Here is a 12,648-nt window from a genome sequence, read left to right as displayed (position 1 = left end):
AGAGGACCCGGCGGTGCACATCGTCAAATTCGCCTTCGAGAGCGTGGGCTTCGACATCCGCCTCATGCGTGGCGGCCTCGCCTCACTGGTGTGGAACCTGGCCCGCGAGTTCGCCGACCAGGGCCACCGCGTCTCCGTGATCACCCCGGCGCACGGCTGCCTCGAACACCTCAGGGCCCACTACGAGCTGGAGGAACTGGACCACGTCGACCGGCACACCGTGCCGCTGGTACTCGACCGCGCCGTCTGGCCCGGCCACCCCGCCGAGCTCGAACTGCGGCTCACCACCCGCGCCCACCGGCTCCGGCACGAGGGCGTCGACATCTACTTCCTGTCCGACGAGTACCTCGACCTGCTGCCCGAGCGGATCTACCCGGCCCGCACGAGCGAGGGCCACGACCTGGCCTTCTTCAAGCCGCTCGTCTTCCAGGTCTCCGGCCTGCGCTTCCTGCGCGCCCACCTCGACCTGGGCGCGGAGCCCGCGGTGGTGCAGGCCTACGAGCCCTACTACCACTACCTGCTGCCGCCGGTGCTGCGCACCGACCCGCGCTTCCTGGTGGTCAGCACCCTGGCCAGCAACATGCCGATCAACCAGCAGGTCCACCGGCCGCAGCTGGAGCGGCTGCTGGAACTGTTCGACACCGACGCCGACCTGGACGCGCTCGCCGACCCGCCGGCCACCGGCCGGCTCGCCGCGGCGATGACCTCCCAACTGCCGAGCACCCACCTGGCCGACCGCCCCACCGCCGACGGCATCGGCTACTACGCGCTCGTCGCCGCCAACTGCGACCTGCTGGACTTCCTCACCCCCGGTCAGCTGGACTTCTACTCCACCTTCCGGGACACGCCCTTCGAACGCGCCTTCCAGGACCTGACCGTCGCGCGGATCGTCCGGGAGTCGGCGGCCCGCCAGTTCGTCGGCGGCTGCGCCGTGCCCGACGGCTGGCTGGCCCGCGACCCGGCCGGGGCCGACCGCGCGCGACTGCTCACCGCCCGCGGGCTGGACCCGGCCCTGCCGACCTTCTACCACGTGGCCCGTTTCTCCGTGCACCACAAGGGGCAGGTCGAACTGTTCCGGGCGATCGACGCCGTGCTCGCCGTCGACCCGGACATCAACTTCGTCGTCCGCTGCGCCGTCGCGGCCGGCGGGGACGGCGTGGTCAGCCCGGTCGGCGACCCCTTCTTCGAGGAGGTCGCGAACCGTCACCCCGGGCGGGTCCGGCTGGACTGGTCCATGGCCGGTGAGGACGTGCTCCACCGGGAGGCCGTGGCGGCCGACTTCTGCCTCTTCCCGTCCAAGTTCGAGCTGGACTCCTTCCTGATCGCCCAGGGACAGCTGATGGCCTGCGGCGCGGTGCCGATCGGCACCGCACAGGAGGTCACCACCCACTACCGGCACCAGCTGCCGCGCGAACACCCGGACGTCACCGGCTTCGCCGTCCCCCGCTCGTTCACCGAGGACGACCCGCTGCTCGCCGCCGCCCTGACGGACCGGATCCTGGAGGCCGCCCGGATCCACCGCGAGGACCCGGCCGAGTACCGCCGCCTCTCCGACAACTCCCGTGCGCTCGCCCGCCGTTTCACCTGGCGCAAGGCCGCCACCACCCGGCTGGCGACCTTCGCGGCCGCCGCCGCCGGAGTCCTGCCTGGACTGACGCCGGAGCGGGCCGCCGGGTACGGCTGGTTCGAGAGCCTGGCCGACACCGACTGGGTCACCCACCGGCGCGAGATCGCCGAATCGGCGCTCGGCCGCGGTGACCTGGCGAACTACCGCAGATGTGTGCCGGCGGTGGACCGGACCGCGCTGGAGCAGCTGTTCGCCGCCGCGTACGCCAGGGCCGACTTCGCCCGCTGCGCCGAACTCGCCGTCCTCCTGGACGACCCGGGCCGAACCGCCCTCGTGGACGGGCGCTGCCTGGTCGAGCCGGTCGGCGACGGCCTGCGGATCGACTACCGCCTGCCGCACGCCGAGAGCGTGCTGCTCGTACTGCCGACCGGCGAGCACCGGCTGGCCGGGGCCGAGGGGTACTTCACCACCGTGCTGCGCGAGCGGCCGCAGGGGCCGCTGGTCCTCCTGCTGCGGCTGCGCGACGGCCGCTCCGCCTGGGACGAGTGCCCGCTGGAAACCCCCCGGCGGGTCACGCCGGTCGGCGCCGGACTGGAGAGGGACTGACCCATGACCGCACCCACCCGCCGCCGTCCGCCGCCCTTCGGGGTGGTCGCCACCGACCTGGACGGGACCCTGCTGCGCGGCGACCTCAGCCTCTCCGCCCGGACGCGGGCCGCGCTCGCGCGGGCCGAGGCGTCCGGCGCCCTCCACCTGGTGGTCACCGGCCGGGCAGCGGCCGGCTGCCGGACCCTGCTGGAACGACTCGACTACCGGGGACTGGCGGTCTGCGGCCAGGGCGCCCAGCTCTACGACGTCGGCGCCGACCGGCTGCTGTCCTCGCAGGGCCTGCACGGTCCGACCGTGCGACCCCTGGTCGCGCGCATCGCCGAGCAGGCGGGGCCGCTGCGACTCGCGGTGGTGACCGCCGGCCTGACCGGGGACTTCCTGGTCACACCGGGGTTCGAGAGCCGCCTGCGGCACGGCTGGCGGCTGGCCGAGAGCCCGGACGACCTCTGGGCGCGGCCCGTGGACAAGGTGCTGATCCGGCACGACCACCTGGGCGACGACGAGCTCGCCGCGCTGGCCCGACGGGTCTGCGCGGACGAGGTCGCCGTCACCCACTCCGGCGAGGGGCTGGTGGAGCTGCTCCCCGCCGGAGTCAGCAAGGCGAGCGGACTGGCCGCCGCGGCCGCCCTGCTCGGCTTCACCCCCGCCGACACCATCGCGTTCGGCGACATGCCCAACGACATCCCGATGATCGAGTGGGCCGGATACGGAGTCGCCATGGGCAACGCCCACGCCGAACTCCGGCGCCGCGCGGACGAAACGGCCCCCAGCAACGAGGAGGACGGGGTCGCGGTGGTGCTCGAACGGTTCTTCCCGCCCGACGCCGGTCGATCCGCCGCCGACCGGCCCGCCGCCGCCCCATCCACCACCCACCGACGGGAGAGTCCGACCGATGTCGCCCACGCGTGAGCTGTCCGCACTGGCCGAACTGCACGGCGTCTCCACCCACTGGACCACCGACGTAGGCCGACGGATCGAGACTCCCCCGGACACGCTGCGGGCCGTGCTGGCCGCCCTGGGCGTCGACGCCGCCACCGGCGGCTCCGTCCGGGCGGCCCTCTCCGAGCGCCGGCGCGCCCTCGCCGAACGCCTGCTCCCGCCCAGCGTCGTGCTCCGCTCCGGACGCCCGCGCGCCGACCTGCGGACACCGCCCCGCACCGACCTGCTGGTCGAGACCGAGGACGGCCGGACCAGGCCCGTCCGCGACCTCGGCACGGACCTCGCCGAACTCCCGGTCGGCCGCCACACCCTCCACGCCGAGCGGGCCGGCCGGCGGGAGGCCGCCCCGCTGCTGGTCGCGCCCACCCGGCTGGCCGGTCCCGCCGGGCGCGGCTGGGGATTCCTGGCCCAGCTCTACTCGGTGCTCTCCGCGCGCTCCTGGGGCATGGGCGACCTCGGCGACCTGGCCGACCTGGGCCGCTGGGCCGGCGCCCTCGGCGCCGACTTCGTCCAGCTCAACCCGCTCCACGCCTACGTGCCCGGCCCGCTGCCCGACCCGTCCCCGTACCGGCCCAGCAGCCGGCGCTACCCCGACCCGATGAACCTGCGCATCGAGGCGGTACCCGAGTACGCGGCCCTGTCACCCGCCGACCGGGCCGCCGTCGAGGAGCTGGCCGCGAGCGGGGGCCGGCTGCGCGAGGCCGTCCTCACCGGCGCACTGATCGACCGGGCGGCCGTCCGCGACCTCAAGTTCCGCGCCCTGGAACTCCTCCACCGGGTACCGCTCGACGCGGCCCGGCAGGCCGCCTACCGGCGGTACACCGACACGGAGGGGCCGGGGCTGACCGACTTCGCGACCTGGTGCGCCCTCGCCGAGGTGCACGGCACCGGGTGGCGGTCCTGGCCCGCCGGGCTGCGCAGCCCCGACGGGCCCGACGTCGCCGGCGCCCGGCGCGAGCTGGCCGGCCGGATCGAGTTCCACCGCAGGGTCGCCTGGCTGGTCGACGAACAGCTCGGCGAGGCGCAGCGGGCCGCGACCGGGGCGGGCATGGCCATCGGGCTCATGCACGACCTGGCGGTCGGCGTCGATCCCGAGGGCGCGGACGCCTGGAGCCTGCGGCGCTACCTCGCCGAGGGCATGACGGTCGGCTGCCCGGCCGACGACTTCAACCCGCACGGCCAGGACTGGGGCCTGCCGCCCTGGCGGCCCGACACGCTCGCCGAGGCCGGGTACGCGCCGTTCGCCGAGGTGCTGCGCGGCACGCTGCACCGCTCCGGCGCACTGCGGCTGGACCACATCATGGGGCTGTTCCGGCTCTGGTGGGTACCCGCCGGCGCGCGGGCCGCCGAGGGCGCCTACGTCCGGTACGACCACGAGGCGATGCTGGGTGTGCTCGCCCTGGAGGCGCACCGGGCCGGCAGCATGGTGATCGGCGAGGACCTGGGCACCGTCGAGCGCGGAGTCCGCGAGGAGCTGACGGACCGGGGGATCCTCGGTACGTCCGTGCTGCGCTTCGAGTACCTCGGGGGCTCGGAACAGCGCTCCGGTCCGCTCCCGCCCGAGGAGTGGCGCGACGGCTGCCTGGCCACCCTCACCACCCACGACCTGCCCAGCACCGCCGCCTGGCTGGACGGTGACCACGTCGGCCTGCACGAGAAGCTCGGCCTGCTCGCCGAACCCGTGCAGCAGGCCGCGGCCGCGGCGGCAGCCGAGAGCGCCGGCTGGCTCGCCGAGGCGGAGCGGGCCGGCGCACTCGGCGCACCCGGCGCACCCGGCCCGCGGACCGGGGAGGTGCCGGGCCCGGAGGTGCCGAGCCGGGAGGTGCTCGGCCTGCACCGGTTCCTCGCGCTCACCCCGGCGAAGCTGCTGGGCGTCTGGCTGCCCGACACGGTGGGGGACCGCCGCCCGCAGAACCTGCCCGGCACGGTCGACGAGTACCCCAACTGGCGGCTGCCGATAGCCGATCCGGCCGGCCGGCCGCTCACCCTGGAGGAGCTGGCCGCCCTGCCGGGCCCCCGTGCCGTCGCCGAGGTCTACCGGGACCTGCCGGCCACCCCGTGACGTCCGGGGCGGCCCCGCGTTCGACCGGGTGACGGCTCACGCCGGAGCCGTCCGCGGGACCCTGCCCGTCCGCCGCACCGCCCCGCCGACCCGCCTGCCGGGGGAGCGGCCCACCACCGGGTGGGGACCCACGGCCACCGCCACCCGGACCCTACGTCCGAGAGGAACACCCATGAGTACCGAGACAGACGTCCTCGTCCTGGGAGGCGCCGGTGTCGACACGATCGTGTACGTGCCCGAGCTGCCGCTCCCGTTCGCCGACAGCTACATGGTGCCCAGGATCGAGATGCGGGCAGGCCAGACCGGCGACTTCGTCGCCCTCGGCCTGAGCGCGCTGGGCCTGCGCACCCACCACCTCGACATGATCGGCGCCGACCACGCGGGCGACCTGATCCGGGCCCTGCACCGCGACCGGGGGATCCCGCTCACCGAGGTCCCGCTGCCGGGCGGCACCAAGCGCGCCGTCAACCTGGTCGGCCCCGACGGGCGGCGCCTCTCGCTGTACGACGACAGCCGCTCGCACGAGGCGGACCGGCTGCCCGAGGAGACCGTCCGGGCGCTGGCCGCGGTGAGCCGCCACGCGCACGTCTCGATCACCTATCCCTGCGCCTTCGCCCTGCCGCTGCTGCGCGAGGCCGGCCTGACCGTCTCCACCGACCTGCACAACTGGGACGGCACCAACCCCTACCACGAGCCGTTCGCCCACGAGGCCGATGTCGTGTTCGTGTCCACCACCGCCCTGGCGGACCCCGAGCGGACCATGCGGCAGATCGCCGAACGCGGCCGGGCCCGGGTGGTCGTCGCCACCGCCGGCGCCGAGGGCGCGTACCTGCTCGCCGACGGGGAGATCACCCACGTCCCGGTCGTCACCCCGCCCGCACCGGTGATCGACTCCAACGGCGCGGGCGACGCCTTCGCGTCGGGCTTCCTGCTCGGCTGGCTGTCCGGTGAGCCGGCGGCGCGCTGCGCCCGGTACGGCGCGATCGCCGGCGCCTACGCCTGCACCGTGCCGGCGACCGGCACCGACTCCATCGGCCGGGACGCACTCCTCGCCCGCCTCACCGAACTCGACGCCGCGCCAGCGGGAGCGGGCGCGTGACGGGCACACCGGCCGGCTACGACGTGATCGTCCTCGGCGGGGGAGTGGCCGGCTGCGTGCTGGCGGCCCGTCTGAGCGAGGACCCGGACCGCACCGTCTGCCTGGTCGAGGCCGGTCCCGACTTCGGCCCCGACCGGCAGGACTGGCCGGCGAAGGTGCTGAACGCCCGCGCCCTGCCGCGCGAGGAGGTGTGGGAGCGGCACGCCCCGGCGCACCGCATCCGCGCCCGCGTCCTCGGCGGCTCCTCCTGCATCAACGGCTGTTGGAACACCTGGGGATCCGAGGCCGACCACGCCGAGTGGGCCCGGACCGGCGGTCCGCGCTGGACGGCCGCGGCGCTGGAGCCGTACCGCCTCGCGGCGGTCGAACAGATGGGCCTGCGCCGGGTACCGGAGCGCGAGTTCTCGCCGTGGAGCCGCGCCGCCCTGGCGGCGGCCGCGGAACTCGGCTTCCGGGAGGTGGACATGGGCACCCCGAGCGGGCCCGGCTACGGCACGCCCCTGCTCAACGCCTTCGACGGAGTGCGCCACAACGCCGCCTTCGCCTACCTGGACGCGGCACGCGCGAGGCCCAACCTGACCGTCCTCGCCGGAGCCGCCGTGGACCGGCTGGACATCGGGGACGGCCGGGTCCGCGGCGTCCGCGTCGACATCGGCGGCCGGCACGAGACCCTGGTCGCCGACGCCTACCTGCTGGCCTGCGGCACCTTCGGCTCGCCCGCGGTGCTGATGCGCAGCGGGGTCGGCCCGGCGGACCACCTGCGGACGGTCGGCATCCGCCCCGAGATCGACCTCCCCGGGGTCGGATCGAACCTCACCGACCAGCCCGGCGTCTTCGTGCCGCTGGCCCCGACCGACGAGCTGAACGCGGCGCTCGCCGCGAAGGAGGCCGACGGCGACCTGTACGTCAGCCGGATGCTGGTCCGGGCGGCCGGCGAACTCTGCCCGGACGACTCCTGGGACCTCCACATCCTGCCCGTCGCCGGCCCGCCGCTGTTCGGCAAGCTCCCGCCGGGCCGGTACGAGGCGGGCATCTCCGCCTTCGTCATGAAACCGACCTCGCGCGGCACCGTGCGGCTGGCGTCCGCCGACCCCGCCACCGCCCCCGAGATCGACCCCGGCTTCCTCACCGACGAAGGCGGCCACGACCTCGCCGTCCTGCGCTCGGGCCTGGAGATCGTCGAGCGGATGGCCGCGACGGCGGCCCTGAAGCCACTGGCCGGTCCGGTCCGGGGCCACCCCGCCCGGGACCTGTCCGACCAGGACCTGCGCGGCCGGCTCGGCACCTACTGGCACCCCGTCGGCACCTGCGCCATGGGAGCGCCGGACGACCCCCTGGCGGTGGTCGACGGCGAGGCCCGGGTACGCGGCGTGGCGAACCTGCGGATCGTCGACGCCTCCGTCCTGCCGACCGTCCCGGCGGCGAACACCCAGCTTCCGGTGCTCGCCGTCGCGGAGATGCTGGCGGACCTGATCGGGGGAGCGGCATGACCGGGGCCACCGCCGACCGCGTCCTGTACGGATGCATGGGCCTCGGCGGCAGCTGGGACGACAGCCCGTACACGGCGACGGACATCGACCACGCCGAGGCGGCGGTCGGCGCCGCGCTGGACGCCGGGATCACCGCCTTCGACCACGCCGACATCTACCGGTACGGCAAGTCCGAGGCGGTCTTCGGCGAGGTGCTCGCCCGCACCCCCGGCCTGCGGGAGCGCATCACCCTGCAGACCAAGTGCGGTATCAGGCTCCCCGAAGGCGGACGGCCGGGCCACTACGACCTGCGGGGGCCGAGCATCCTCCGACGGGTGGAGGAGAGCCTGACCCGGCTGCGCACCGACAGCCTCGACGTGCTGCTGCTGCACCGGCCCGACCCGCTGGCCGGCCCGGAGGAGATCGCCGAGGCCCTCGGCTCGCTCCACCGGCAGGGCCTGGTACGGCGGTTCGGCGTGTCCAACATGAGCGCCGCGCAGATCGCCCGGCTCCAGTCGGTGCTCGACGTGCCCCTGGTCGTCAACCAGCTGGAGATGAGCCTGGACCGCCGGGACTGGGTCGAGGCCGGCGTCCTGGTCAACACCTCCGCCGCCGCCTCGAACGGCTTCCCGCACGGGACGGTCGAGTACTGCGCCGCCCACGGGATCCGGCTCCAGGCCTGGGGCGCCCTGGCCCGGGGCCGCTTCACCGGCAGCGAGCCGACGCCGGCCGGTGAACTCGTCGGCAGGCTCGCCGAGCGCAGGGGGACGACGCCGGAGACGATCGTGCTGTGGTGGCTCCAGCGCCACCCGGCCGGCATCGCGCCGGTCATCGGCACCGCCCGCCCCGAACGCATCGCGGCCTGCCGCGACGCCGTGCTGCGCGAGCCGGAGCTCAGCCACGAGGAGTGGTACGAGCTGTGGATCGCCGCCCGTGGCGCCCCGCTGCCCTGATCCGGCGCCGGTCCGGTCCCGCGCGGCCTGACACCGCAGGGCGGAACGACCCCCCCGGGACTCGGGTCCGGGGGGCGTCACGACGGTCGGCGGTGGGGCGCCACCCGGCGGGAGGCTCCGCGGCCGGGGGCCGCCCGCCGGGTCAGGGCGTGGTGTAGCCGGGGAGGAGCTTCGCCGCCTCGGTCACGACGTTGGCGAGGCCGGTGCTGGTGTCCTCCTGGCCGGAGAGGATCTTGACGAGTTCGGCGTCGAAGGGCTCGTAGAGAAGCGCGTACTCGGCCAGGGCGGGGCGGGGCCTGCCGGTGGGCAGCAGCGCGTGGAAGGCGGCGAGGCCTCAGGTTGGCGATGTTGCCGTTGAACGACGTCAGTGGCAGGTGACGCCGCTGCTCTGCCAGTTGGTGGCGTTGACCATGGTGGTGGGGGCGAAGGCCTCGGCGGGCATGTCCTTGCCGTTCTTGAGCTTGTCGTACAGAGTCTGGACGGCCAGGGCGCCGACGTCCTTGCCGTTGATGAACAGGGCGGCCTTCATGCCGGTGGGCCTGCCGCCGGCCCAGTTCTTGCAGGCGAGGTAGGCGCCGAGGCCCACCCCGATGACCCGGTCGGGGCCGATGCCGGCGTTCTCCAGCGCGGTGACGCCGCCCTGGACGTTCTCGTCGTTGCAGCCCCAGACGACCCAGTTCTTCACCCCGGGGTTCGCGGTCACGGTCGCGGCGATCCTGTCCTGCGCGCCGGCCGGGGTGTTGTCGGTGGCGACGTCGATGTTCTGGACACCGGCGCTGGCGCCGGCGGCGAAGGCCTCCTTGGCCGCCTTGACGCGGTCGGTGCAGACGGTGACGTCCTGCTTCCAGGCGGAGATGGTGCGGGTCTCGGCCGGGTTCCAGCCGGCCTTCCTGAACTCCTCGGCGGCCCGCTTGCCGACCTCTCCGCCCATCTGGGCGCCGGAGAAGCCGATCCGGGGCACCAGGTTCTGCTTCGCGCAGGTGGACGGGTCGGGGCCGGTGGCGCAGATCTGGTCGTCGGAGGTGAGCAGCGCGACCCTGGCGTCCCGCGTGGCCTGGACCACCTGCGGGCCCACCGCCGGGTCGGGGACGACGACGATCAGGCCGTTGCTCTTCTGCGCGATGGCGGACCGGACTTCGCTGACGGCCCTGTTGGCGTCGCTGCCGAGGTTGACGATCCTGAGGTCGACGCCGAGCTCGGTCGCCTTGGCCTTGGCGCCCTCGGCCTCGCCGACGAAGTACTCCTGGTCGCCCTGCTTCTGGAGGTAGGTCATGGAGATCTTCCCGCTGACCGGAGCGACCGGGGCGTCCGCCCCCGAGGCCGAGGTGGACTCCTGGCCGGTGGAACAGGCACTGCTCAGACCGAAGGTGAGCAGGAGGCCGGTGGCGGCCACGGCTCGGCGTTGGGGCGTGGTGAACATGACGGCTCCAGTGGGGGACGCGCGACTCTGCGCGGAAGGAGGGGTGCGTCGCAGGCCGGTAGGGCGGCCGGGCTGCTGGTGGTGGTGGGGAAGTCACGACGACGGGGGCAGGTGGCCGGACCCGAGGCCCGGGGACGAGAGGTGCCCGGCGGAGGGGTGGGTGCCGGGCGCACACAGACGGAACCATGACAACAGAAGGAAACGGAATACAACAGGTTCCGACGTGCAGTGACATGGAAGACCCTCAGCCGACGAGCGTCAAGAGATCGGACGTGAACGAGATCGCTTTGACATTCCGTCACGGTCTGTCGGGGGATGCTTCCGGGGGGCCTGGCGGGGGCGGCCCGACCGAGCCGTAGGATCCCCCGCGCGCACCGGCACGATTCCCCCGAGTGCCGCCCCACCAGCGGAAAGCCGACAGCCCGGTGGGCCCTTGACCGGCGGCCCACCGGGCTGCTGCTCTGCTGCTCTGCTCCTCTGCACACCGGGAGGCCCGGCGCCGGCGAGCACAACACGCCGGGGCGGAAGAGCGGAGAGGCTCCGAGGACGGCCTCCCACCGCATCCCCCCCGGATGCTCACGGGCGGATGTTCGGTTTCACCACACGATCCCCCGTGAACGAACGTGTCACCGCCACGCCCTGGCAGCCGAAGCAGCGGAACCTCTCACCGTCGACGGCGACCACACGCTCCCGTACATCTCGCGCCCCCGTCACGCGGTGGCGCTGGGCACCTTGAGGGGGTCGCGGGTGGCGGACTTCTTCGCCTCCTCCAGCTGTTCGCCGAGCTCGACCAGGCGGTTGCGGCCCATCGCCTTGCGGACCTCGGGGAACCACTCCTTCTCCTCCTCCTCGACATGGTGGCGGACGTTCTCCATAAGCACCGTCATCTTCGCGTCGAACCGCTCGTCCTCCGGGTCCATGCCGGCCAGCTCGGAGAGCATCCACACGACGACGTGGTGCTCCTCGACGCTCTCCAGCACGTGGTCCTTCGTGTCGGGCGCGGCCTCGCGGGCGGCCGGGTAGAAGACCTCCTCCTCGATGACGGCGTGGACCGTCAGCTCCTCGATCACCTGGTCGGCGATCCGGCGCTTCTCGGCGAAGGCCCGGTCGCCGGCCTTCTCGAAGGCCTTGAACAGGCTCTCGACGGTCTTGTGGTCTTCCTTCAGCAGCACGATCGCGTCCATGCGCGTTCCTTTCCGGGGTAGACGGCCCGTGGTCGGGCGCACGTGTACCCCGTGCGCCGCCGCGGACACCCGGGCGGCGCACGGACCACCCGCACGGCCCGTCCCACCGCGCGAACGGCCCCGCGCGGGGCCAGACTCGCCCCGAACCCGACGCACCCACTCCGAAGGAGCACCGGATCCGCCGTGATGAGCGACCAGCACACCCCTCAGGACCCCACCTCCCAGCAGCCGCAGCCGCCGTTCCCCGAGCAGTCCCAGCCCCACCCGGGCAGCGGTGAGACCATGCGCCCCAGCCCCGACCACGGGGAGGACAGCTACCGCGGCGCCGACCGGCTGGCCGGCCGCGTCGCGCTGATCACCGGCGGCGACTCCGGCATCGGCCGCGCCGTCGCCCTCGCCTTCGCCCGCGAGGGCGCCGACGTCGCCTTCTGCCACCTCCCCGAGGAGGAGGCCGACGCGGCGGAGACCACCCGGCTGGTCGAGGACGCCGGGAGGCGCGCCCTCGCCGTCGCGGGCGACCTGCGCGACGAGGACTTCTGCGCCGAGCTGGTGGCCCGCTGCGTCGACGTGTTCGGCCGCCTCGACATCCTGGTCAACAACGCCGCCTACCAGATGTCCCAGCCCGACGGCCTCGCCGCGATCACCACCGACCAGTTCGACCGGGTGATGAGGACCAACCTGTACGGGATGTTCTGGATTACCCGGGCCGCCCTGCCCCACCTGCGCGAAGGCGCCTCGATCATCAACACCGCCTCCGTCCAGGCGTACAAGCCCAGCCCCCACCTCCTGGACTACGCCATGACCAAGGCCGCGATCGTCGCGTTCACCCAGGGCCTGGCCGGGCAGCTCGCGCCCGACGGCATCCGGGTGAACGCCGTCGCGCCCGGCCCGGTGTGGACGCCGCTGATCCCGGCGACGATGGACGAGGAGAAGGTCGCGCACTTCGGCGAGCAGTCCCCGCTCGGTCGCGCCGCCCAGCCCGCCGAAATGGCCCCCGCCTACGTCTTCCTCGCCTCCCAGGAGTCCTCGTACATCACCGCCGAGATCGTCAACGCCACCGGCGGCACGCCTCTGCCCTGACCAGCGGGGCCCCGGCCTCCGGGCCCCGGCCGGACGCCCGGGCTCGCGGAGGCCCGGACGGCGGGCGGCCGCATCCGGTCGAGTCGGGCGGGTGTGTGGCAGCGTGCCCGCGGGTGGACGGCAGGCCCGCCGCGACGACCGGCGGCCCCAGCGGGGATCGCCCACCCAGGGGCCGACAGGCGCCGCACACCCCGCCCTCGATCACTGACGAGACGGGGCGGTGGACAGAGGCTTCGCCGGATCACCAGCGGTCGGACCCCCTCTAG

Annotated in this window: 9 protein-coding genes; 7 read left to right on the top strand and 2 right to left on the bottom strand. The window is 74.2% G+C overall.

What is annotated here, in order from left to right; genetic code table 11:
- The first annotated feature begins 13 nt into the window (after positions 1-13).
- From OG618_RS01600 to OG618_RS01575, 6 genes are all read left to right on the top strand, one after another.
- Positions 14-2,173, top strand: coding sequence for a glycogen/starch synthase (locus tag OG618_RS01600; protein ID WP_329485283.1), 2,160 nt, complete (start codon positions 14-16; stop codon positions 2,171-2,173).
- Positions 2,174-2,176: 3 nt separating this feature from the next.
- Entirely contained in the window at positions 2,177-3,085 is a 909-nt protein-coding gene (locus OG618_RS01595; RefSeq protein WP_329485282.1) for an HAD family hydrolase, read from the top strand.
- Positions 3,069-5,177 (top strand): 4-alpha-glucanotransferase, encoded by a 2,109-nt coding sequence (malQ, locus tag OG618_RS01590; protein WP_329485281.1) that lies wholly within the window; start codon positions 3,069-3,071, stop codon positions 5,175-5,177. The genes OG618_RS01595 and malQ overlap by 17 nt, the downstream gene beginning before the upstream one ends.
- Positions 5,178-5,349: 172 nt before the next feature.
- Entirely contained in the window at positions 5,350-6,276 is a 927-nt protein-coding gene (locus OG618_RS01585; RefSeq protein WP_329485280.1) for an adenosine kinase, read from the top strand.
- Positions 6,273-7,766 (top strand): GMC family oxidoreductase, encoded by a 1,494-nt coding sequence (locus tag OG618_RS01580; RefSeq protein WP_329485279.1) that lies wholly within the window; start codon positions 6,273-6,275, stop codon positions 7,764-7,766. The genes OG618_RS01585 and OG618_RS01580 overlap by 4 nt, the downstream gene beginning before the upstream one ends.
- Positions 7,763-8,698 carry an aldo/keto reductase gene (locus OG618_RS01575; protein ID WP_329485278.1) on the top strand — a complete coding sequence of 312 codons (936 nt, stop codon included), beginning with the start codon at positions 7,763-7,765 and terminating at the stop codon, positions 8,696-8,698. Before OG618_RS01580 ends, OG618_RS01575 begins: the two co-directional genes overlap by 4 nt.
- Before the next feature lie 364 nt (positions 8,699-9,062).
- Here the strand turns inward: OG618_RS01575 and OG618_RS01570 are convergent, their stop codons facing one another.
- Together OG618_RS01570 and OG618_RS01565 are read right to left on the bottom strand one after the other, a co-directional pair.
- Positions 9,063-10,118, bottom strand: coding sequence for a substrate-binding domain-containing protein (locus OG618_RS01570; protein ID WP_329485277.1), 1,056 nt, complete (start codon positions 10,116-10,118; stop codon positions 9,063-9,065).
- 710 nt (positions 10,119-10,828) lie between these two features.
- On the bottom strand, positions 10,829-11,302 hold the full coding sequence (locus OG618_RS01565; protein WP_329485275.1) for a hemerythrin domain-containing protein: 474 nt from the start codon (positions 11,300-11,302) through the stop codon (positions 10,829-10,831).
- Positions 11,303-11,488: 186 nt separating this feature from the next.
- Here OG618_RS01565 and OG618_RS01560 point away from each other — a divergent pair, with 186 nt between their 5' ends.
- Positions 11,489-12,382, top strand: a complete 894-nt coding sequence (locus OG618_RS01560; protein ID WP_329485274.1) for an SDR family oxidoreductase — start codon at positions 11,489-11,491, stop codon at positions 12,380-12,382.
- Positions 12,383-12,648: the final 266 nt, after the last annotated feature.

The organism is Kitasatospora sp. NBC_01246, assembly GCF_036226505.1.
Classification (GTDB): Bacteria; Actinomycetota; Actinomycetes; order Streptomycetales; family Streptomycetaceae; genus Kitasatospora.
Note: the sequence above shows the minus strand (reverse complement) of the source record. Positions and strands in the feature narration are given on the sequence as shown.

What these genes read in the sequence shown, in the direction of transcription:
- OG618_RS01595 (WP_329485282.1), top strand. Translation starts at nt 2,177, where the DNA reads ATGACCGCACCCACCCGCCGCCGTCCGCCGCCCTTCGGGGTGGTCGCC.
- OG618_RS01570 (WP_329485277.1), bottom strand. Translation starts at nt 10,118, where the DNA reads ATGTTCACCACGCCCCAACGCCGAGCCGTGGCCGCCACCGGCCTCCTG.
- malQ (WP_329485281.1), top strand. Translation starts at nt 3,069, where the DNA reads ATGTCGCCCACGCGTGAGCTGTCCGCACTGGCCGAACTGCACGGCGTC.
- OG618_RS01575 (WP_329485278.1), top strand. Translation starts at nt 7,763, where the DNA reads ATGACCGGGGCCACCGCCGACCGCGTCCTGTACGGATGCATGGGCCTC.
- OG618_RS01585 (WP_329485280.1), top strand. Translation starts at nt 5,350, where the DNA reads ATGAGTACCGAGACAGACGTCCTCGTCCTGGGAGGCGCCGGTGTCGAC.
- OG618_RS01560 (WP_329485274.1), top strand. Translation starts at nt 11,489, where the DNA reads ATGAGCGACCAGCACACCCCTCAGGACCCCACCTCCCAGCAGCCGCAG.
- OG618_RS01565 (WP_329485275.1), bottom strand. Translation starts at nt 11,302, where the DNA reads ATGGACGCGATCGTGCTGCTGAAGGAAGACCACAAGACCGTCGAGAGC.